The 21,267-nt window shown below is 64.2% G+C and carries 19 protein-coding genes and 8 tRNA genes; 7 read left to right on the top strand and 20 right to left on the bottom strand.

Going from position 1 to position 21,267, the window contains the following annotated elements:
• Positions 1-26: 26 nt before the first annotated feature.
• The 11 genes from F2P45_RS20690 to F2P45_RS20645 form a co-directional block, all read right to left on the bottom strand.
• Complete coding sequence (locus tag F2P45_RS20690; RefSeq protein ID WP_166879345.1) at positions 27-593, bottom strand: HNH endonuclease; 567 nt, start codon at positions 591-593, stop codon at positions 27-29.
• Complete coding sequence (locus F2P45_RS35725) at positions 590-751, bottom strand: hypothetical protein (RefSeq protein ID WP_223164797.1); 162 nt, start codon at positions 749-751, stop codon at positions 590-592. Before F2P45_RS35725 ends, F2P45_RS20690 begins: the two co-directional genes overlap by 4 nt.
• A 47-nt stretch (positions 752-798) precedes the next feature.
• Positions 799-875 (bottom strand) — tRNA-Cys (locus F2P45_RS20685).
• 7 nt (positions 876-882) lie between these two features.
• A tRNA-Trp gene (locus F2P45_RS20680) sits at positions 883-958 on the bottom strand.
• Positions 959-1,009: 51 nt separating this feature from the next.
• A tRNA-Leu gene (locus F2P45_RS20675) sits at positions 1,010-1,095 on the bottom strand.
• 161 nt (positions 1,096-1,256) lie between these two features.
• A tRNA-Arg gene (locus tag F2P45_RS20670) sits at positions 1,257-1,332 on the bottom strand.
• A gap of 5 nt (positions 1,333-1,337) precedes the next feature.
• A tRNA-His gene (locus tag F2P45_RS20665) sits at positions 1,338-1,413 on the bottom strand.
• 120 nt (positions 1,414-1,533) lie between these two features.
• Positions 1,534-1,624: transfer RNA gene (locus tag F2P45_RS20660), tRNA-Asn, on the bottom strand.
• A 37-nt stretch (positions 1,625-1,661) separates the two neighbouring features.
• Positions 1,662-1,746 (bottom strand) — tRNA-Tyr (locus F2P45_RS20655).
• Positions 1,747-1,831: 85 nt separating this feature from the next.
• Positions 1,832-1,905, bottom strand: a tRNA-OTHER gene (locus tag F2P45_RS20650).
• 267 nt (positions 1,906-2,172) lie between these two features.
• On the bottom strand, positions 2,173-2,667 hold the full coding sequence (locus F2P45_RS20645) for a hypothetical protein (RefSeq protein ID WP_166879343.1): 495 nt from the start codon (positions 2,665-2,667) through the stop codon (positions 2,173-2,175).
• A 79-nt stretch (positions 2,668-2,746) separates the two neighbouring features.
• Between F2P45_RS20645 and F2P45_RS20640 the strand changes: the two genes are divergently transcribed.
• Positions 2,747-2,935: a helix-turn-helix domain-containing protein gene (locus F2P45_RS20640; protein ID WP_054265574.1), complete on the top strand. Its 189-nt coding sequence runs from the start codon at positions 2,747-2,749 to the stop codon at positions 2,933-2,935.
• A gap of 30 nt (positions 2,936-2,965) precedes the next feature.
• On the opposite strand, the gene F2P45_RS20635 is transcribed toward F2P45_RS20640, so the two are convergent.
• Positions 2,966-4,807, bottom strand: coding sequence for a pre-peptidase C-terminal domain-containing protein (locus tag F2P45_RS20635; protein WP_166879340.1), 1,842 nt, complete (start codon positions 4,805-4,807; stop codon positions 2,966-2,968).
• 378 nt (positions 4,808-5,185) lie between these two features.
• On the opposite strand from F2P45_RS20635, the gene F2P45_RS20630 reads away from it, so the two are divergent.
• The 6 genes from F2P45_RS20630 to F2P45_RS20605 all read left to right on the top strand — a co-directional run bounded on the left by F2P45_RS20630 (position 5,186) and on the right by F2P45_RS20605 (position 13,411).
• A complete protein-coding gene (locus tag F2P45_RS20630; RefSeq protein ID WP_166879337.1) occupies positions 5,186-5,374 on the top strand; it encodes a hypothetical protein in 189 nt (62 codons plus the stop codon).
• The gene (locus tag F2P45_RS20625) at positions 5,368-5,754 is read left to right on the top strand and encodes a PIN domain-containing protein (protein ID WP_166879336.1); all 387 of its coding nucleotides are present in this window, start codon (positions 5,368-5,370) and stop codon (positions 5,752-5,754) included. Before F2P45_RS20630 ends, F2P45_RS20625 begins: the two co-directional genes overlap by 7 nt.
• A gap of 138 nt (positions 5,755-5,892) precedes the next feature.
• Positions 5,893-8,673: an XrtA/PEP-CTERM system TPR-repeat protein PrsT gene (prsT, locus tag F2P45_RS20620; RefSeq protein WP_166879333.1), complete on the top strand. Its 2,781-nt coding sequence runs from the start codon at positions 5,893-5,895 to the stop codon at positions 8,671-8,673.
• A gap of 370 nt (positions 8,674-9,043) precedes the next feature.
• Positions 9,044-9,721 carry an N-acyl amino acid synthase FeeM domain-containing protein gene (locus tag F2P45_RS20615; protein ID WP_370663290.1) on the top strand — a complete coding sequence of 226 codons (678 nt, stop codon included), beginning with the start codon at positions 9,044-9,046 and terminating at the stop codon, positions 9,719-9,721.
• Between the two features lie 96 nt (positions 9,722-9,817).
• Positions 9,818-12,589: an XrtA/PEP-CTERM system TPR-repeat protein PrsT gene (prsT, locus tag F2P45_RS20610; RefSeq protein WP_166879331.1), complete on the top strand. Its 2,772-nt coding sequence runs from the start codon at positions 9,818-9,820 to the stop codon at positions 12,587-12,589.
• 54 nt (positions 12,590-12,643) lie between these two features.
• The gene (locus F2P45_RS20605; RefSeq protein ID WP_229505195.1) at positions 12,644-13,411 is read left to right on the top strand and encodes an N-acyl amino acid synthase FeeM domain-containing protein; all 768 of its coding nucleotides are present in this window, start codon (positions 12,644-12,646) and stop codon (positions 13,409-13,411) included.
• Here the strand turns inward: F2P45_RS20605 and F2P45_RS20600 are convergent.
• From F2P45_RS20600 to F2P45_RS20565, 8 genes are all read right to left on the bottom strand, one after another.
• Positions 13,408-14,997 (bottom strand): FAD-binding oxidoreductase, encoded by a 1,590-nt coding sequence (locus tag F2P45_RS20600; protein ID WP_166879328.1) that lies wholly within the window; start codon positions 14,995-14,997, stop codon positions 13,408-13,410. The two genes, F2P45_RS20605 and F2P45_RS20600, sit on opposite strands and share 4 nt — an antisense overlap.
• Positions 14,998-15,123: 126 nt before the next feature.
• Positions 15,124-16,074: an EDSAP-1 family PEP-CTERM protein gene (locus F2P45_RS20595; protein WP_166879325.1), complete on the bottom strand. Its 951-nt coding sequence runs from the start codon at positions 16,072-16,074 to the stop codon at positions 15,124-15,126.
• 157 nt (positions 16,075-16,231) lie between these two features.
• The gene (locus F2P45_RS20590; RefSeq protein ID WP_223164796.1) at positions 16,232-17,332 is read right to left on the bottom strand and encodes a nucleotidyltransferase domain-containing protein; all 1,101 of its coding nucleotides are present in this window, start codon (positions 17,330-17,332) and stop codon (positions 16,232-16,234) included.
• Entirely contained in the window at positions 17,329-18,243 is a 915-nt protein-coding gene (locus F2P45_RS20585; RefSeq protein WP_166879323.1) for an HprK-related kinase A, read from the bottom strand. Before F2P45_RS20585 ends, F2P45_RS20590 begins: the two co-directional genes overlap by 4 nt.
• Entirely contained in the window at positions 18,240-18,521 is a 282-nt protein-coding gene (locus tag F2P45_RS20580) for an HPr-rel-A system PqqD family peptide chaperone (RefSeq protein WP_166879321.1), read from the bottom strand. Before F2P45_RS20580 ends, F2P45_RS20585 begins: the two co-directional genes overlap by 4 nt.
• A 43-nt stretch (positions 18,522-18,564) precedes the next feature.
• The gene (locus F2P45_RS20575) at positions 18,565-19,218 is read right to left on the bottom strand and encodes a hypothetical protein (protein ID WP_166879318.1); all 654 of its coding nucleotides are present in this window, start codon (positions 19,216-19,218) and stop codon (positions 18,565-18,567) included.
• A gap of 239 nt (positions 19,219-19,457) precedes the next feature.
• Entirely contained in the window at positions 19,458-20,066 is a 609-nt protein-coding gene (locus F2P45_RS20570; protein ID WP_166879404.1) for an XrtA/PEP-CTERM system exopolysaccharide export protein, read from the bottom strand.
• A 131-nt stretch (positions 20,067-20,197) separates the two neighbouring features.
• Positions 20,198-21,037 carry a S1 family peptidase gene (locus tag F2P45_RS20565; protein ID WP_229505194.1) on the bottom strand — a complete coding sequence of 280 codons (840 nt, stop codon included), beginning with the start codon at positions 21,035-21,037 and terminating at the stop codon, positions 20,198-20,200.
• Between the last annotated feature and the right edge of the window lie 230 nt (positions 21,038-21,267).

Here is a 21,267-nt window from a genome sequence, read left to right as displayed (position 1 = left end):
CGCACGGGGGCGCTACGCCGGAACGGTCAAGCCAGCATGCGCGAGTGCTTGGGCAATTTGGCCGACAGATAATCGTGCTGGTCGGCCAGCACATTCCTGCCGCTCAGGATGAAGTGTTCGAAACGGCAAGGCACGTACGGCACGTACAGCAGCGGATGAAAATCGTGCACCATGGTGGCGCCCTTGGCCTGGTTGCACGGCTTGCAGGCGGTGACGCAGTTGGTCCAGCTATCCTTGCCTCCGTGGGTGCGCGCCAGTACGTGGTCGCGCGAGAGGTGCTGGCGCGCGAACACGTTGCCGCAATAAGCGCAGGTATGGCGGTCGCGCGCGAACAGCAAGTGGTTGTCGTCGCCCAGCGGCAGCGCCACGCGCAGTTTCTTGGTCATGCGCTCGCTGCCCATGATCGAAATGATCGGCTTGACCGTCATGGTCGAGAGCACGCCCGCATTCGACACCCCGCCGCGAAACAGAAATTCACGGTCGCCCAGTTCCCACGCCACCTTGCCGACGGCGTAATAATGGATCGCTTCCTGGGCGGAGATCCATCCGAATGGATTTCCTGCGATGTCGAGTGCTAAGATTTGCGGAGTCATATTTTCACTTTTACTGATGCCTGTTTGAATGGAATAGTAGAAAAGGCCGGCGCCGTGGCGCTGGCGGGAAGATGAAAATCCGGACAGGTGCTAAACGTGATAATACGCCTTGCAGGCAAAGCAGCAAGCACGAAAATGAGGCGCAGCGCAGCGCGCATTCGCGCGCGCCGTGCGGGACGCCCGAGCGATATCGCTTGCGCTGCATTGGAGTGGGGTGCCGGATTCGAACCGGCGAACAACGAGTTTGCAGCTCGCGCCCTTGGACCGCTCGGGCAACCCCACATAAAAATGGCATCCCAGGAAGGAGTCGAACCTTCAGCCTTCGGTTTTGGAGACCGCTGCGCTGCCAATTGCGCCACTGAGATAGGGAATGCGTGATCGCGGCGCCAGGCGCGCGATCGGCATCAGGAAAAACTTGGTGCGCTCGGAGGGCGTCGAACCCCCAATGCCTTGCGGCGCCAGATCCTAAGTCTGGTGTGTCTGCCATTTCCACCACGAGCGCGGTGCGGGTCCCGGTTGCCTGCCGGGGTAGTGCGCTTCAAACTGTCGGAGCACCACGGCTTGCGCGTGCCGGGCTGATATCCGGAACCCGCGCACGGCCTTCGCCACGAACCCTATCCGGGAACTATGGGAATGCCGCGTGCGGGCGACACGTGCCTTGCATGGACCCACCTGCAGGAATCGAACCTGCGGCCTCGACGTTCGTAGCGTCGCGCTCTTCCATCTGAGCTAAGGTGAGAATAATGGGGTGACGTACCGGATTCGAACCGGCGGCCCTTGGAATCACAATCCAAAGCTCTGCCAACTGAGCTAACGTCACCATTGAAAAAGAACCGCGCGGTCATACGCGGCAAACTGGCAGTGGATGCAGGGTTCGAACCTGCGACAACTTGAGTCAAAGTCAAGTGCTCTACCAGCTGAGCTAATCCACAATTGAAACTGGCTCCCCAAGCAGGACTCGAACCTGCATAACCCTGTCGGGCCTACAACGCATTAACAGTGCGTCCGCTTACCAGTTAGCGTATCGGGGAAAAAGGAAGATGCCCGGCCAGGCCGGTGCATGAAATATGGTGGGTGACCAGGGAGTCGAACCCCGTATGTCGTAGACGGCGGATTTACAGTCCGCTGCAGTCGCCAATGCTGCTCGTCACCCAGGCGTTGATCGGCCATTCCACAAAGCCTCTCGGCGTGACTTGCCCCTGGCGGGGCCATGCGCTGTTTGAAAGCGCTTTGTGGAATGGCGCGGGAGGGAAGATTCACACTTCCGGTCTCAACCCATCAGGGTTGCGCTCTGCGATTGAGCTATTCCCGCACCGGTTCCACCCGCACTGGTATCGCACGTGAGGGTGCGATACCGATACAGGCGGAACCGTTTTATTACCTGTCCGAATTGTGAAAGAACCTGCGTCTGGTCCGGCTTGTCCGGGGACGGCCTCAAACTGAAAGGGCTTGACTGCATGTGCTGCGATTACTGCGGTAAAACTGTCGGCCAAAACAAAAAGGGCCCGGAGTCCTTGCGGAACATCCGAGCCCTTGAGCTTGACCTGCCGGTCAGCCGGGGAGGGGTAAGCCTCCGCGGCTAGGGGTAGCCCCCTCGGATGTTGTTTGTAGGTTCCCAATTTGCGCCACAGAATGCGGGCCACTGGTGGTGTTGGTGGTAATACGGTGCTGGTAACGGACGGCGCGCATCATTCGCGGCGGCGGCCAGGGCGCCGAGGCCCTTCGCCGCTGCGGCGCTGGCGCCTTGCAGGGCGGCCAGCACAGCAACTTGCAGCGACGCCAACAAACTGCAGGCAAGCGGCGACAGGCCGCGCGCTGGGCGCTGCGTCGTCATCTGTTGTTGCGTCGTTGTTTTCACGGTAAATCCCTGTGGTCGTTGCTGCGGTTGGTGCTCTGGCTGAGCGAGTGAATGCATTCTGACACGCACAAAATCGGAAAGCAAGCAAATGTCGAAAATAATTTGCATCAGATGCAAAAAAATCGCGCTGCTTGGGTTTTTTTGCAACAGATGAAAACGGGGTCGGCGGCAAACGGGTATGATGGCGGCTGTCGTAGTGAGGTACGACGAACCCATGCAAACACTAAAAACACCCCCCTTATCCACGCCCCTCCAGGGGCCACAGCGCAAAGCCGTCCTGCGGGTCCAGGTTTTGATGGCTGAACACGACATCCGTTTCGTCACAGAACTGTGGAAACGCCTGACGGCCATGGGCGTGGAGATTTCGCACTCCCAGCTCACGCGCGTGGTCAACAACAGCACCAAGTCCCTGAGCATCGACCTGCTCGAGGGACTGGCCAGCCTGTTCGACTGCCCGGTATCGGCGCTGTTCAAGGACGGCTAGCGGCGTTGCCGCTGCCTCCCTTTCGCATGCTTAGTAAGTCGCCTTGACGCTCAGGCTGTTGTAAGCCGCATACGCATATACGCCCACATAGTAACGGCCCGCCGCCGGCGCACTGACCGTGCAGTTTTCCACACTGCTCGGCCCGTCCGACTTGCAGTTGTAGCTGGCCGTGGTCGGGGTGCCGCCCAGTTTGACGAACATGTCGGCATCGCCATTGGCGCCGTTGAGCGCGAACGCGACCTGGGATTTACCCGCCGGCACGTCAATCGTGAAATATTGCCAGCCGCCCGTCGCCGCGCCCTGGCCGGTCAGTGCCACGCCGTTGTTCAGCACCGGATAGCCGGAGCCGCCCGCGCCCGCCAGGGTCCCCTTCATCGCGTAGTGACCGAGCGAGGAGTAGTTCGAGAAGCCGTTGGCCGGCGTGCCTTCGGCGCCGCCGCGCACCACCAGCCGGTAGCTGCCGGCCGGCAGCGACAGATTGGTGAACTGGGCCGAGCGGTTGACCGCCAGGTTGCTGCGCGCCACCACCGCGCCCGCCGCGTTGAGGATGCTGGCGTCGACGTCGAGCATGCGCAGGTATTCGAGCGGGTCGATGCGCAGGTTCAGGGTGCTCACGCCAGTGGTCGTGAAGGTAAAGGTATCGCTGTCGGTGTTGCGTTCGATCTGGCCGAAGTTGCGGGTCGGATCGATGGCGCCGCCCGTGCCCAGGGCCAGCGCGCGCGTGTCCGGGATATCGTCGGCCATGTACGGCACCGCCTCGTCCACGTTCATGATGCGCAGGTCGTCTTCGAAATTGCTGGCGGTGTTGTACTCGCCGCGGCTCCAGGTGAACAGCTGGTTGGCCCAGCCGCCGCCCATCCAGTAGTTGCCCATGATCGGACCCCACTGGAACGCGGCGATGCCTTCGAAATACTCGCCGCCGCTGCCGCCACGGTCGTGGTTCATGCCCATCTGGTGCCCGACTTCGTGGGCGCCGGTCATGCCGATCCCGTAGCCGTAGTCGAAGCCGGACGAGGGATTGCGGTACAGGGTGCCGGCGGCCGTGGTGCCGAACGAGCGCAGCGGCGCGAACGAACGCCCATCCTGGTTGATGAAGTTGATGATGCCGGTGCGCAGCACGTTGGCCGTGCGCGCGGCGTCGTACACGGCGCGGCTGGTGGTCACGTTCATGTTGAGCATCGAGTACTGGTCGGCCATCGACTGCCAGGCGCGGTACATGTTTTCCTTGGTGACGCCGTTCAAGGGCGTGCTGCCGTTCATCACCGCCGTGATGTTGAGGTAGAACACGTACGGGCTGCCTGGTTTGCTCTGCAGCTGGGTCACGTCTTCATTCTGGTACGGGCCGATATGGCGCGCTTGGCGCAGCGCCATCGGGCTGTAGACCGGGTGCGACACCGCCAGCGCCAGCATGGCCGGGGTGCGCTTGTCGCGGAAATCAGGGTCGAAGTCGGGCACGATTTTGGTAATCGGCACTTCCGTCAGCCAGACTTTGCCGGCGCTGTCGGTGGTGTATTCCCAGGCCTTGCGGGTGTCGTACTTGAGCAGGTAGCCGTACACGGCTTTTTTGTTCCCCTTGAGCACGAACACCGAATCGGGCGTGTCGACCGCGGTACCGGTGATCGATACCACGCCGTTCTTGTCGGCGTAGTCGCGGATATGCGCCGCGACGGTGTGGCCGCCGACCGATTGCACTTGCAGGGTGCGGCCGTTGGCGTGTTGTGCGGCGAAACCGCTCAGCACCGCGTCGACGTTGCCGATCTGCATGCCGGCGGCGGGGCGGGCCCCTTGCGCGCTGGCGTGATCGGTCTGGGCGGTGGCGCTACCGGCAAGGGCGGCGGCCATGAGCAGGAACAGGGTGTGCGAGGATGTCATTCAGTCTCCGGTGTTGTCATTTTGTATCGATCTGCCACTGTCCGCGCGGATTGGCGGAAAGTTGTCGTGAGGCTATCAATTCCGACGGCAGAACGTTACCACGGGAGAAAGATGCTGTATGTATCCAATCGGCACAAGCATACCAATGGCGCGCTGGGCGGCTGTCATTCACGACAGCCGAATTTTCTTGATGTAAATACTGAAATTTCCAAAGATTGCTAGCTAGAACGGACTTCAGTTCCACGCTTATTCGGCAGAGGTCGCCAATTTCCGTTTTCCCTATGCAATCAGGATAAGCCACCACCCCAGCGTGCCATGCTGACGGGGCGCAAACGATGCTATACACTACTTAACATTGAACAACTTTCGAGGCGCCACATGGGCCGCAATCCGAACGACGCCGCGGTAACCCATGTTCCAGGGGGCATTGCCGATGAAACAGGCAGATCCGCGCCGGTCGCCCCCGAGCGGCGCGCACCGCCGCAGCCGAGTGCCTTCGGCCTGTGGAAAAAGCGCATCCCCGAAGATGGCGTCAGTTATCAGCACAGGTTGCGCGACGAATGGTAAAGGCGCTGTTCGATACCAACATCCTGATCGACTATCTGAACGGCATCGCGCAAGCGGAACTGGCCTGCGATCACTATGTCGACAAGGCCATCAGCGTGGTGACGTGGATGGAAATCATGGAAGGCGTGTCCGACGACGAGGCCGAGCGGCTGCTGGTCGAAGCTTTCCTGGCCCAGTTCGAACTGCTGCCGATCGACCACCGGCTGGCCATGGAAGCGTCGCGCGTACGCGAGGCGCACGCCATGCGCCTGCCGGACGCGGTGATCCTGGCCACCGCCAATCTGTCCGGGCGCGTGCTGGTCACGCGCGACACCCGCGATTTCGAGCCGGGCGAGACGGTGCTGGTGCCCTACACCCTCGCTGCCGCCGACCCGGTGTAAACGGCTTCGCCCAGGGGCCTATTCTTCTCGTTCCCCCGAGAAATCGATATAGAATATTCAAAATTCAAAAGACCGGCCGCCCAGGCCGGCTCAGCTTGGTCCAGCCACTCATTTCACGTTGCACACGATAGGGAAGTCATGTCAGTTACCAGATCCGTTACCAGATCCAGGGCGCGCACCGGCGCCGCCGCACTGTCCGCATTATTGCTGCTGGGCGCCATCGGCGGTTGCGGCAAGACCGAAACGTCGGCCTCGCTGGTGGCCGACGCCCGCCAGTTCATCGACAAGGGCGACAGCAAGTCCGCCGTGATCCAGCTCAAAAATGCGCTGGTGAAAAACCCGTCCGACGCCGACGCGCGCCTGACCCTGGGCCTGTTGTATCTCGACACCGGCGACGCCGTTTCGGCCGAGAAGGAATTGCGCAAGGCCATCGAACTGGGCGCGCCCAAAGACAAGGCAGTGCCCGCCCTGGCCAAGGTCCTGATGCAGCAGCAGCAATACCAGAAGGTGCTTGACGAGACCGCCAGCGTGGCTGCCGACGCCGACATGCTGGCCCTGCGCGCCGAAGCCAGCGCCGGCCTCGGCCACGCCGATGAGGCACGCGACTTGTATGCCAAGGCCCTGGCCGCCAAGCCCGGCCATGTCGGCGCGCTGATCGGCGCGGCCCGCCAGGCGCTGGCGCGCAAGGATCTGGAGGAAGCCAACCGCCTGGCCGACCAGGTCGTCGCCAGCAACCCGTCCGACGCCACCGCCTGGATGTTCAAGGGCGACCTGCTGCGCGCCCAGGCCAAGGGCAAGGAAGCGCTGGCCGCCTACGACCAGGTCATCAAGCTCAAGCCGAACCACCGCTCGGCGCACCTGGAGCGCGCCTTTGTCCAGATCGCGGAAGGCAAGTTCGACGCCGCCAGGACCGACATCGACGCCGCCCGCAAGATCACGCCCAACGCGCTGATGGTGTCGTACGCCCAGGCCTTGCTCGACTTCACCCAGGGCAAGCACGCCGCCGCCAAGGACACGCTGCAAAAGATCCTGCGCGCCGCGCCCGAGCACATGCCGAGCGTGCTGATGGCGGGCGCGGTCGAGCATGCGCTCGGCTCGATGCCGCAGGCCGAACAGCACCTGCGCAAATACCTGGCCGCCATGCCCGAGCACCGCTACGCGCGCAAGCTGATGGTCAGCACCCTGCTGAAAATGGGCCAGACCACCGAAGCGCTGGCCCAGCTCACGCCGATGCTCGATTCCGGCAAGGATGACGTGCAATTGCTGGCGCTGGCCGGCGAGGCCTACATGCAGGGGCGCGACTACGCCAGGGCCACGGGCTACTTCGAGCAGGCCAGCGCGCTCGCGCCTGACGCGGCCGGACTGCGCACCTCGCTGGCACTGGGCAAGCTGGCCACCGGCGACGATGCGCGCGCGGTCAGCGAACTCGAACAGTCGACCAAACTCGACGCCAAGTCGCCCAAGGCCGCGGTGCTGCTGGTGATGACCGAACTGCGCCTGAAGCGCTACGACAAGGCGCTGGCCGCGGCCAAGGCGCTCGAAGCGACCCAGCCGCTTGACCCGATGGTGCACAACCTCAAGGGCGGCGTGTACCTGGGCATGAACGACGTGGTCAACGCCCGCGCCAGCTTCGACAAGGCGCTCTCGCTCAAGCCCGACTATTTCCCGGCCGCCGCCAACCTGGCCCAGCTGGCCCTGCGCGAGAAAAAGCCCGACCTGGCGAAACAGCAACTGGTCGGCTTCCTGGAAAAGGACAAGAAAAATGTCGAAGCCTATTACGCCCTGACCAAGCTGGCCCTGGCGCAAGGCCGCAACGAGGAAGCCAAGCAGTGGCTGGAAAAGGCCAGCAGCGAAAATCCCGACGCCATCGGCCCGGCCCGCACCCTCGGTGCGCATTACCTGTCGATCGGCCAGAAGGACAAGGCCCTGACCCTGGCGCGCAAGTTCCAGGTGGCCAATCCGAAGAACCTGGACCTGCTCGACTTGCTGGGCCAGGCGCAGCTGGCCAATGGCGACTTGCCGGGCGCGCTAGACACCTACGGCAAGCTGGTCGCCGTGGCGCCCAAATCGGCGATGGCGCATTTCCGCCTGGCGACGGTGCACGTGCGGATGAAGAACCTGAACGCCACCTTTGATGACCTGAAAAAGGCGCTGGCGCTGCAGCCCGACTTTGTCGATGCCCAGGTGGCCCAGGCCGAGCTGGCCGCCAACGCGGGCAAGTTCGACGACGCGCTGGCGATTGCGCGCCAGGTCCAGAAACAGCGTCCGAAGGAAGCGCTCGGCTTCATGCTGGAAGGCAATCTCAGCATGGCGCAGGGCAAGGCGGCGCCAGCGGCGGCGGCCTTCGAGAAAGCCTTCGCGCTCACGCCCTCGAGCGTCAACCTGATCAAGCTGCACGCGGCCCTGCGCCAGTCCGGCAAGGGCAAGGAAGCCGACGCGCGCCTGGCCAAGGCGGCCAGCGAGCATCCGAACGACGTGGCGCTGGCCTTGTACGTGGCCGAGAACGACCTGGCGGGCAAGCGCTACAAGGCGGCCATCGCCGGGCTCGAAGCGGTGCTCAAGCAAGCGCCGGAGAATGCCGCGGCCCTGAACAACCTGGCCTGGGCCTACCAGCAGGAAAAAGACCCGCGCGCGCTGAAGACCGCCGAAAAGGCCTTCGCGCTGGCCGGCAACAGTGCGGCGGTGACCGATACGCTGGGCTGGATGCTGGTCGAGCAGGGCGACGCCAAGCGCGGCCTGACCCTGCTGCAAAAGGCGGTGGCGCTGGCGCCGGAGGCGGCCGATATCCGCTTCCACCTGGCGGCGGGACTGGCCAGGACGGGCGACAAGGCCGGCGCCAAGCGTGAGCTGGAGAAAGTCATGGCCAGCAAAAACTTTGCCCAGATGGACGAGGCGAAGGCGCTGGCCAAGGAGTTGTAGTCAAAGTCGCCGGCGATCTTTCCTGATCGCCGGCCTATGCACCGGCAATACCTTAAAGACCGTCATTCCCGCCTGCGCGGGAATGACGGTTTTGCCGTTGATGGGGCAATCGAACGTGGGCAGGACGCCGGCCAGGCGAGGAGATCCATCACTCAGCTGTTGCATATTTGCGAAGAAAAATTTTAATTGTCTCCCTGCATCTTGCTGTCGATGTTAGGATAGTCCTTGTTAGCAATATGTTACTGAATTCGCAGCTTGGACAATATCTTCGGGATCATAGTCGATGGATCAGTTTCTCAATAATGTTGAAACAACTCGTTTCAATTTTCCCGCGCCCGATACTGGTAATCTCGGCAGCCATTGCGTTTTTGTGGAAGATAATTCTGATAACATCTCCGAGATGACGATCAATACACGAAGCTTCGGGATTCGCGTTGCCGACACCGAGGAAGGGCGTAACCGCGCCAGCATGCTCATCAATAAGATGTATGCCTGGCGTGGATATGCCGGGACCCATCGGCTTGAGGACAATCCCAACCAGATCACCCTGTCGGCCTTCGACCAGGGCGAAGTCATCGGCACCGTGACGCTCGGGGTCGACTCCCCGGTCGGCATCCTGGCCGACGAAGTGTTCAAGGATCACATCGACGAATTCCGCGCGCGCGGCGCCAAGGTGTGCGAAATCAGCAAGCTGGCCTTCGACCCCACGGTGCGCTCCAAGTTCGCGCTCGGCTCGCTGTTTCACATCCTGTACATCTACGCCCACCATATTTACCAGTGCACGGATGCGTTTATCGAGATAAATCCGCGTCACCGGCGCTATTATGAGCACATGCTCGGTTTTCGCACCCAAAGCGGGGTGCGGATCAATCCGCGCGTTGATGCGCCCGCTCATTTGCTCTGGCTCAGCCTCGATTTCATGGGGTCCGAGATCGAACGCCTGGGCGGCGTGCACGACGATGCGGGCACCGAGCGCTCGCTCTATCCCTATTTTTTCTCGAAGCGCGAGGAAGCCGGCATCGCCGACCGCCTGCTGTCGATCGGCTGAGCCCTGCCGCAGGCGGCGCGGCATGCCGGCGGCGCTTCATTCCCGCAATCGGCGCGGGGCGGCATCAGGCCAGCGCCATGGTACAACAGGATCGTCATGTCAACGCAAGCGCACTCCCTGGCCGGCGCCGCCGCCCTCACCACCCTCCTTATGCTGGGTGCATTAGGCGGCTGCGGCAAGACCGAAACGGCGGCAACCCTGCTGGCCGACGCCAGGCAATTCCAGCAGAAGGGCGACCATGTGTCGGCCCTGATCCAGCTCAAGAACGCGGTCGCCAAGAATCCGCTCGATGCCGAAGCGCGCCTGGCGCTGGGCGAAGCCTATAACAAGCTGGGCGACGCCGTCTCGGCCGAGAAAGAAGTGCGCAAGGCCATGGAGCTGGGCATGGCGCCCGAACGCACCTTGCCCGAACTGTTGTTGGCGCAATTGTTTCAGGGACAGTTCCAGAAAGTCATCGACGCCACCGCCGACAGCGCCTACACGGCCAACGTCAAGGTGGTCAGCCAGCGCGGCGCCGCCTTTTACCAGCTCGGCAAGCGCGCCGAAGCGGCCGACGCGTTCGAACGCGCCCTCAAGCTCGATCCCGGCTATCCGGTCGCGCTGATGGGCCTGGCGAATATCGCGCTGGCCAATGGCGACCAGGCGGGCGCGGCGCGCTATGTGGCGCAGGCGGTCGAGAAAAACCCCAAGGATGTCGAGAGCTGGCTGTTCAAGGGCGATTTCGAGCGCTCCCAGGGCAAGCCGGCCGAGGCGCTGGCCGCGTACGACCAGGTGCTCGCGCTCGACCCCGCCAGCGCCGGCGGCCACCTGCAAAAGGCCTACCTGTTCATTGCCGAGCGGCGCTACGAGGAAGCCGGCGTCGCGCTGGCCGCCGCCAAAAAAAGCGCGCCGAAGAACCTGATGGTGACCTACGCCCAGGCCATGCTCGACTTTACCCAGGGCAAGCACGCGGCCGCGCTCGACTCGCTGCAGCAAGTGCTGCGCGTGGCGCCCGACCACATGCCCTCGGTGCTGCTGGCCGGCGCCGTGCACTTCACCCTCAAGTCGCTGCCGCAGGCCGAGCAGAACCTGAAGAAATACCACGAAGCCCATCCCGAGAGCGCTTACGCGCGCAAGCTGCTGGCCTCGACCCGCATCGCCGCGGGCGACCCCAAGGGCGCCATCGCGGTGCTCGCGCCGGTCGTGGCCGCTTCCCAGGATGCCCAGCTGCTGGCCATCGCCGGCAAGGCCTACACCGACAACCGCGAGTTCGGCAAGGCCACCGAGCTGCTCGAGCGCGCCAGCACGCTCGATCCGAAAAAGGCGCAGCTGCGCACCGCCCTCGGTTTGAGCAAGCTGGAACAGGGCGAGCAAGCGCGCGCCCTGACCGAACTGGAACTGGCCAGCACGCTCGACCAGACCACCAGCGCCGCCGGCACCACCCTGGCCATGACGGCGCTGCGCCTGAACCAGTTCGACAAGGCCCTGGCCGCGCTGGCGCCGCTCGAAGCGCGCACGCCGGGCGACCCGATGATCCTCAACCTCAAGGGCCTGGCCCTGCTGGGCAAGAAGGACCAGGCCGGCGCGCGTATCGCCTTCGAAAAAGCGCTCAGCCTGCATCCGGATTTTTTCCCGGCGCTCGACAACCTGGCGCGCCTCGACATGCAGGCCGGCAACCTGGACGCCACGCGCCGCCGCTACGAAGGCTTCCTGGCCAAGTATCCCGACAGCGTCGACGCGCTGACCGCGCTCGGCGCCATGGCGGTGGCCCAGCGCCGCCTGCCGGAAGCCGCTACCCTGCTCGAGCGCGCCAGCGCGGTCGACCCGGCCGCGGTCGGCCCGGCCATGGTGCTGGCCAACCATTATGTGCGCACCGGCCAGGCGGACAAGGCCCTGACCCTGGTGCGCAAGCTGCTGGTGGCCAATCCCGACAACCCGGCCGTGCTCGACCTGCTCGGCCAGCTGCAGGCCGCCACCGGCGACAACGGCAGCGCCATGGAAACCTTCACCAAGCTGACCGTGGCCGCGCCGCAGTCGGCCGAAGCGCATTTCCGCCTCGGCACGGCCCATGCGGCCATGGGCAACCTGCCCTCGGCCAGCGCCTCGCTCAAGCGCGCCCTGAGCTTGCAGCCCGCGTATCTGGACGCCCAGCTGGCGCTGGCGTCGGCCCACCTGCGCCAGAAACAGTTCAACGATGCGCTCGGCGTATCGCGCGCCATGCAAAAGATGCATCCCAAGCTGCCGGTCGGCTATGTGGCCGAAGCCGATGTGTTTTTGGTCCAAAGCAATATGGCGGCCGCCATCCCCCTGTACGATAAGGCGTTTTCTTTGGGCAACAATGCCGAGCTGCTGATCAAGCTGTACGAAGCCTTGCGCATCGGCGGCAAGGCCAGGGAGGCCGATGCCAAAGTGCAACAATGGCGCGCCGCCCATCCGGACGACGTCAAGGTGCCGGGTTACCTTGGAGAGCAGTATATTTCCAATAAAAAATATCAATTAGCAATTACGGAATTTGAAGCCATACTGAAGAAGTCACCCGGCTATCCGAGCGCGCTGAACAACCTGGCGGTGGCCTACCAGCTGGCTGGCGATGCGCGCGCACTGCCGACCGCCGAAGCGGCCTTCAAGGCGCTGCCCGGTAACGCGGCGGTCATGGATACCCTGGGCTGGCTGCTGGTGCAGCAGGGCGACCTGGCGCGCGGCTTGCCGCTGCTGCGCGAGGCCAGCGCCAAGCTGCCCGGCGTGCCGGAAATCCGCCTGCACCTGGCCAGCGGATTGATCAAGGCGAAACAACACGCGGCGGCGCGCAAGGAACTTGAATTTTTGCTGGAGAAACACAAACAATTTCCGCAACTGGAAGAAGCACGGGGTTTGCTCAAACAACTATAGAGCGGCCAGCCCGGCAGCCATGCCGGGCGGCCCGGCGCGACAGGGAGTTTTCACATGAATGCAGCGCACGACGCAGTGGAAGCGATGGGCAGGCAGCAGGCCCATCTGGAGTCGTCCTACGTGGTCGGCGGCGAAGAGGAGGGGGCGGCGGAAGATGGCAGCCTCCTGATCGGCAACTTCACCGATAACGACCGCACCTTCGGGATCCGCCTGGCCGATACCGACGAGGGCCGCAATTCGGCCAGCCTGTTGATCAGCAAAATGTACGCCATGCGCGGCTACAACGTGGCCAGGATGGAAAAAGACCCGAACCGCATCACCCTCTCGGCCGCCGACCGGGGCAACGTGATCGGCACCGTGACCCTGGGACTCGATTCCGAACGCGGCATCCTGGCCGACGAAATTTTTCGCGACCATGTCGACGCCTGGCGCGCGCGCGGCGCCAGGCTGTGCGAAATCACCAAGCTGGCCTTCGACCCGCAGGTCAAATCGAAGATGGCGCTGGCGGCCCTGTTCCACGTCCTGTTCATTTACGCGCGCTACATCCACGGCCGCACCGACGTGCTGATCGAAGTCAATCCGCGCCACCGGCGCTTTTACCAGACCATGCTCGACTTCCAGGACCAGGCCGAGCTGCGCCACAATACCCGGGTCGACGCCCCGGCCTACCTGATGTGGCTCAGCGTCGAGCACATGGCGCGGCAGATCGCGCGCCTGGGCGGCACCAGCAGCCATCCCGGCACCGAACGTTCCCTGTATCCGTATTTTTTCTCGCAGCGCGAGGAAGAGGGGATCGCCAACCGCCTGATCAGGCTCGGCTAGTTCTTCGCTGCGGTGGCCGGCGCGCTGGGCTGGGCATCGTAGCGTCCCGGCGCGATGATGCCGTCCGGATCGAGCCGGGTCTTGAGCGAGTGGATCACGGCCCAGTAATGCGGATCGCGCCGCACGATGGCGGCCATCATGTCGGCGCGCGCGCGGTACACTTCCAGCCCCATCTCATGGATCTTGTCGAGCAGGCGGTCGGCGCAGTAGTGGGCGCGCTTGACCCCTTCCAGGTTGCTGCGGTCGAACAGCAGGTTGATCACCGCCACCAGCGAGGTCGGGGTTTCGATATTGATGGTGATGTACAGGGTGTCGTGATAATAGCGCGCCGCCGTTTTCTTCATTTCATCGATGAAATGGTCGACGAAGGCCCCGTCCAGCGGCAGCGCCGGATTAATGAACAGCAAGCCGCAATTCGACTGGTCGAGCTGGGCCGCGCCGAGGTCGGTACGTCCGAATTTCCACAACAAATTATCGATCGCCGCATCGGTCGGCACCCCCAGCGCCAGCGTATGCAGCGGCCGGATGGCCGAGATCGCGGCGGCATTCGCGCGCGCCGCCGGAATGAAGCGCAGCCAGTGCGCCACCGCGTAGGCGGTGTCGAGCAACTGGTGCGTGATCGGGCGCACCCGCGCCAGCCCCTTCATGCGGCGCCGGATTTCGACCAGGTTGGCCTTGACCTGGGCCTTTGTGCCGGTAATGGCGCCCAGGCTGGCCCACTCGCCCGGCGCGATCAGGTCCATCACGCTTTCGGCTTCGGAAAAGGCGCGCTCGGGCGTGTAGGCGCATTGTTCTTCCAGGTACTTCGTCACGCCGTAGGCCAGGGTGGCATGGGTGCGCGCGCGGTTGGCGATGTGGGTGACCGACTCGATCAAGCCTTCGCGCTTGCAGTTGGCCAGCTCGTCGATAAAGGCCGGCAAGTCTTCTTCGCGCCGCAGCGACAGCGACAGCGCCACCTGCCTGGGGCGCTTGGGCACGAGGCGGAAACAGGCGCTGACCACGATCCCGAAATTACTCTGGAAAAACAGCCCGTCGATCATCGGTCCCAGGCCGTAGGGATTGCTGGTGCCCAGCGGCGAGCGCTTGAGGCGGCGGAAACCGGTGCGCAGCAGCTTGCCGTTGCCGCACACCACGGCCAGCCCGAACAGGTCTTCCTTGCGCGGGCCAAAGTAACCGACCCCGCGGTCGAGCGCATTGCCGATGATGCTGGTGGCGCGCGCCGAGCCGGTCACATTGAAGGTCAGGTTCGGATGGTGTTCTTCCAGGAAGTCGTACAGCATGCCTTGCGTCACGCCGGGGCCGATCACGGCCACCGGCAGCACCCGGCCGCTGGTCTTGTCGACCGTCATGCGGATCGAGTCCAGCGAGCCCAGGTCGACCAGCAGGCTGCCGGCCGCGGTGGGCGACTTGCCGCCGTAGCCGAAGTTCAGCCCGGTCGAGAATGGATACAGCGGCGTGCCGTTCCTGCGCGCTTCGCGCACCAGCTTGATGACGGCGCGCACGCTGGGCGGACGCACCTGGCCGCGCACATCGGTGGCGCGGCCAGTGATGTTATTGCTGGGATGCTCGCTCTGGGTGTAGGCCATTTATGCATTATCGCTTAAAAATGCCTGCAGAAAAGCGAACGACCCGAGCGCCGGGGCGGTCGGGTCGTTCGCTGACAAACACCGGTGCGCGCAGGGGCCGGGACCACCCCGCTGCGCGCATGGATCTTACTTGGCGGCCTTGCGGCGACGCGAGGCTGCGCCCAGGGCCAGCAGGCCCAGGCCGACCAGGACCATGCTGCCTGGTTCAGGCACGGCACGCACTTCCGAAGCGATCGAGTTCGATGCCTGGTTGATGGTCAGCTTGTAGGTACGGCCGCCGGTCAGGGTGACCAGGTTCGACAGGGTGGTGCCCGACGTTTCCTTGATCGAATTTTGCGATGGATCGCTCGAGGTCACGCCGTCGTTGATCTCGGTCGGGCTCCAGTTCAGGATCGTGGTCGAGACGTTGCCGATCACTTCTTGCAGCGACAGCGCCCAGCTGATGGTGGCCAGCGAGGAACCGTTGACGCCGTTGAGCGCATCGACGAAAGCGGCCACGTAGGCGTTGTAGCCCAGTGCAAATTTCGCCTGCAGCGTGTCGCCCACGGTGAAGGTGGTGATCGAGGTGGCCGAGTTGGCGATGGTCGCGTTGGCGCTGCCGGCGTTACCTGGCGACATGACGGACGAATCGGCACGGGTCAGGCCGTTGGCGCCGGTCACGCCCAGCGCGGTGCCGGAGATGAACATGTCGCCCATGGCATAGTTGCCGTTCGGTGCGGCAATGTGCGCCGTGAAGTTGTTTTCCACGCCGCCTGGATAGTTACCAGCTGGCATAGCCGCGCCGCACGATGGACCTGCGCAACGGTTTTTCACGTCGACCGTGCCGCCGATGGTGGTGCTGAAAATGTTGCCGACGCCGTCGCCGGAGCCCTCGGCATTGTTGAAGTTCGAGTTGGCGGTGCCGGTGCGGTTTTCGTTCTGGATCACGATGCCGCTGGTCACTGGCGCATTGTTGGCGTTCAGGATGATCAGACCGGTGATGGCCAGGTCAGCCATGCCCATGGTGGCGGCCGATGCCGGCGCTGCGATGAACGCGGCCGAGACGGCGGCGGCGGCGAGGTATTTTGTCAGTTTCATAAGTAGTTCTCCCGGTTTTTGTTTGTTGATCCTGCGTGCCTCTCTATAAGCAGGAGTCGTGCCAGAAGATAGGGTTTGTTTTAAATCAAGGACTTATCACCGTTTTCATGGCATGTGCATGAGATAGTGTAAGGAAAACCGACAGCGCGGCCGCCGATTAATCTTTACGAGGAGAAATAAATGCCTTGTGAAACAGATGTCGTGTTAATAACATCGGCGGCATGCGCAGCCAGTTGCCGCGGATATACAGCAAAAAGCGCGCGCCGGCGCTGAAGCGGTCGGCGCAGCTGCGGTGGTGCGGCAGCAGGGCGCGCAGGAACAGGGCGTCCATCAGGGCCAGCAGCGGCGCGCCGGGGCCGGCCGCGCGCACGGCGGCCTGGGCAGAGTCGGGCACCGCCGTATGCAGCAGGCGCGCGCAGTAGCGCAGCGCGTAGAACAGCGGGCGGCCCAGTTCCAGTTCGGCGGCGCGCGCGGCCAGCAGCTCCCAGAAGCCGGGTGCGGCGCCGAAGCGGGTCAGCAGGCGGTGCAGGTCGAGCAGGTCGCGCAGGCCATGGTCGAATTCGCCGTCGTAGAACAGATGCACGGCGCTGTGCAGCACCATGTCGGCCGGTCCCAGCACTTGCAGCGGCGGCTGGCCGGCCGGCCCGGGCAAGGTCACGGCGGCGGCGCGCAGCCTGGCCGGGTCGGGCCGCAGGCGCGCCGTTTCCGGCAGGATCGCGTGGTGCACATCGATCACGCTGGCGCGGCGCGCATGCTTCATCGGCGGCAATTCGTGCATCCAGGTGCGGTAATAGCGCTGGTCGTAGGCATCCTGCGCCACTGTGGCCCAGCCGTGCAGCATCAGCGCCGCTTCGACCTCGGCCAGCCGTTCCTTGGGCACCAGGATATCGATGTCGGAAAACAGGCGCCCGCGCCCGGCCGGCAACTGCGCCATGGCGTAGGCGCCGCCCTTGAGCAGGAGCAGCGGCACGCCGCTGGCGGCCAGCGCCGCGCCGATCCGCGCCACTTCGAAGCGCACCGCGCGCGCGTGGCGCTCGGCGTGCACCCCGGCCCAGTCCAGGTGGCGGCGCGCGGCGGCGGGAATCGTGCCGGCCAGGCCGTGTTCGTCCAGCAAGCCGTGCAGGCTCGCTTCCACCCGCGCCGCCGCGGCCTGGCGCAGCAGCAGGTCCCAGTCGGCCAGGCCCAGGCTGGCGGCGCGCCCCGGGTCGCGCAGCAGTTGCAGGAGCAACGGTCCGGCCTCGGTCATGGCAGGGGTCATGGCGTGCGCGCCAGTTGCTCGAACACGGCGATCGCCTCGTCCAGCGCGCTGTACGTGAAATCGATGCTGCGCGTGCTCTCCACCAGGGTGGCCAGGGCGGCGAAGCCGCGCGCGCCCAGCACGCTGTAGTTAAAGCCGTTCTCGGCCACGCGCATGAAGGCGCGCGCCGGCGCCACTTCCAGCAAGGTGGTGGCCGCGTCCGCCGTGTATTTGGGAAACACGATCCAGCCCGGACGCGCCGCTTCGTGGGCGCGCGCGATGCTGGCGGCCGGCGCTTTCAGGTGCGCCACCGTGCCCTTGGTGGTGTCCGGCACCGGATTGCTGATGACGGCGTCCGGCTGGTAGCGCCGCATGACCTCGATCGAGGCATTCTTCAGGCTGATCGGGCGCGGCAGCGGCGCCAGCAAGCCGTCTTCAGGCCGCACCAGCGCCAGTTCGTCCGACAGCAGGCGCCAGCCGCGGCTGACCAGGGCCGCGCACAAGGTGCTTTTGCCGGAACCGGGCGGGGCCGGCAGGATGGCGGCGCGCCCGTTCTTCTCGACCACGGCCGCGTGCAGGATCAGGTAGTCGTGCGCGCGGCTCGACACGCACCAGTTCATGCCCCATTCAAACATCGGAAACGCTTGCGCGGCCGGCAGCGGCAGGAACGGCACCATGCCGTCGTAGACGAAGCGCGCCAGCGGCCTGTACCAGCGCCGCAGCGAGGGCGGCGGCGCGATGTCGACGTGGAAGTCGGCAAAGTCGTTGTTCTCCAGCAGGGGGTAGTCGGCGTACAGCAAATGCAGGCCATCGGCCACGCTGGCGAACGGGCTGTGGATGCGGGTGACGAAGGCGCCGGTTTGCAGGTCGATGCTGCCTTCGCGCAGGCGGCGGCCCAGTTCGACGCGGCCGAGCGCGCTGACAGTGCTCATGCGCGCTGTTCGATCAGGTCGATGGAAGCGAGTTGCTCGAGCAGCGCCTGCAACGCGCAATCGGCTTCCCCCTCGGCGTCGTCTTCGGCCCCGAGCGCAGCGCGCAGCGCCGCCAGGCCGGCCGCGCCATCGCGCACGGCCAGCAGCACCGCCAGCGCATCGGCGTCGAGCAGGTGGGTGTCGCCACTGAGGTCGTTGAAGAGGACCGCTTCCTGTTCCCATTGGCGGTAGTGCAGGCGCTGGCCGGGAAGGACGTGCCAGGAAGGGGCGTGCGGCATGGTCTCGGAAAGGCGGGCGCGCGCGGCGCCGGCGCCGTGCAGGCTACTGATGGAAGGTGGTTTTCAGGTAAGCGACGATGTCGTCGCCATACCATTTGACGCCGGCCGTCGGCGAGTAATAGCCCAGCTTGCCACCGCCGTTGAACTGGTATTCGTGCCAGATGGCGCGCAGCTGCGTTTCGGTCAGCACGGTCGAGCGCTTGGACTGGATGTTCAGGTAGGCGGCGAGCACATGGCTGGCCACATTGTGCGGATCCAGGTCTTCGCTCTTGAACGGGCCCTTGCCGCCTTTGCCGCCGTGCTTGTTGCCGTTGGTCTTGAATACCTCGGCCAGGGTCAATTCGCCCAGCATGGCCTGGCTGGCGTTGACCGTGAACACATCCTTGAACTTGCGGGTCGGCGCCGGGTTCGATGGCCATCCGGCCGCGTTGTTGGCATAAAAGCCCGGCGAATTGCCGCCGCAGGTGAGCGGATTGTCGGGCCGGTGGCTCGATTGCAAGCCGTTCGACAGCGAGCCGGACGGCGAGGCGCACACGGTGGCGGCCATGCCGGGCTGGCTGGCCAAGGTCATCAGGACCCCGGACGCGCCCAGGCCGGCGCGCGTAAAGCGGCGCCGCGCGTTGCCGGACGCCGTCAAGGACGCTGGCGGCGCTGCTGGTTCGCCGCTGGGGCGGTCCGGTTGATGATTGATAGTCACGTCAGTTTCCTCGAATTGAACGGCAGCGTCAGGCGATGCCTGGCATGCCGTGCCTGATACAAAGTTAAAGCAATTTTTATTCCAATCGCGTGCCCCGGCGCTAAATACTGATGCAGATCAAGGGCTTGGTGGCGCTTCGTGTTAGCGGCGTCGGCACCAGGCGGCCGGTTCTGTAAAAAATCCCGACAGCCTGTCTTTCGCGCAAGTATTCCACCATTTGGGTCGTCTGTCGACCGCCTTTAGAAGAAGCTTTCCGGAATCACCAGCACATCGCCCGGGCGCATGTAGATATTCGCCGAAATATCGCCCTGCTTGATCAGGTCGTTCAAGCGCACGGCCAGCTTTTCCGGCTTGCCGTCGACCTTGCGGATAATGATGGCTTTGTTACCAGAGGCAAACTCGGTGACGCCGCCGACCGCGATCAGCACATCCATCAGCGACATGTCGCGCCGGTAAGCGAGCGCTTGCGGACGGGCGGCCTGGCCGATCACGCGGATCTGTTCGCTGTAATTGCCGACGAAACTGGTCACGATGACGGTCACCACCGGCTGCTGGATGTACTTTTCCAGCGCCTTTTCGATATCGCGCGCCAGGATGGTCGAAGTCTTGCCGCTCGCTTGCAAGTCTTCCACCAGCGGGGTGGTGATCTTGCCGTCCGGACGCACCGGCACCGTGGTCGACACTTCCGGATTGCGCCACACCACGATATTGACGGTATCGCCCGGGCCGATCAGGTATTCATGGGCGCTGGCCGGCGCCGGGTCCGGCACCACGGTCGACACCGGGGAAGCGCAGCCGCCCAGCAGCAGGGCGGACAGGGCCAGTGCGCTGCCGCCCAGCCATTTCATCGTGTATTTGAACGTGTTCACCTGATTTTCCTTTATGCGGACGAGGATTACTATAGTGCAATTTTAATTACAACAGTTTCTATTTTAGCATGAAGTTTTTCAAGCGAAAGGCTGGGCGTGGTTTTCCTGCCTCAGGGTGTTGTTTGCGCCGCTGACTGTTGCAGCAGCGCACGTACATGAACCACCGGAATCGCATAGCTGATGCCGCTCGGGTTGGTGATCGCATTTTCCTTCAATCCCTTGACGAACACCATGTTCAGCACCGCCAGCACCTGGCCCGTGTCGGGATCGTAGACCGGGCTGCCGCTGTTGCCCGGATACGCGGTACCGTCAAGCTGGTAAATGGGCGAGGGCGCCCGCGCCAGCTGCGCGATCGCGCGCGCATCGAGCTTGCGCGCACTGGCCGAGGGCATCACCAGCGGCGTGATGGCCGACAGCATGGCGCGGTGGGTCACCGGATGCAGGCCCAGCACCATGCCGAGCGGAAAGCCCGTGAACGCCAGCGCCTGGCCTTCCTCGACCGCGCCGCCGTCGCCCAGGCGCAGGGCCGGCATGGGCGCGCCCGCCAGGCGCAGGTGGGCCAGGTCGTGCAGGCGGTCGAGTCCGGCCAGCCGGGCCGGCCGGAAATCGACCTTGTCGCCGCGCGCCACCACGATGCCCAGCGTTTCATTGCGTTCGCTGTCGAGCGTGTCGGGAATGCCGTGCGCGTTGGTGATCACGCTCAGGCCGTCGCCGGTGACAAAGCCGGTGGCCACGAACACGATCGCCGGACTGCGCGTGGGCTGGTAGGTGCCGATCCCGACCACCGAGGGCTTGACCGCGGCGATCACCTGGCCGAAGGGGGCGGCCGCGGCGGGCCCGGGAGCGAGCGCCAGCGCCAGTGCCAGCGCCAGGGCGGGGCCGGCCGGCAGCGCGCCGCCCAGGCCCAGGCGCATGCCAGCACAGGCGCGTAAAAGAAGGGAAGAAGTCATGCGCCGACAGTACCCGATTGGCGCGCCGGCAACAACTAGTTTCATTCACGCAAACCGCCTGGCAATGGTCGGTTCGCCACTGTTGTAAATTCGGCTTTCGGACCACGGTTTTCCTCCTTTTTTGGGAATCGATGTGCGAAACTCTTTGCGAGGGGCAACAGGATTGGCCGAATTGTCATTGAATACATGAGTGATGCCGTAAACAATTGTTGAACGCACACTGTACGAGG

Origin of the sequence: Massilia mucilaginosa, assembly GCF_011682145.1 — a bacterium.
GTDB lineage: Bacteria > Pseudomonadota > Gammaproteobacteria > Burkholderiales > Burkholderiaceae_D > Telluria_A > Telluria_A mucilaginosa.
Note: the sequence above shows the minus strand (reverse complement) of the source record. Positions and strands in the feature narration are given on the sequence as shown.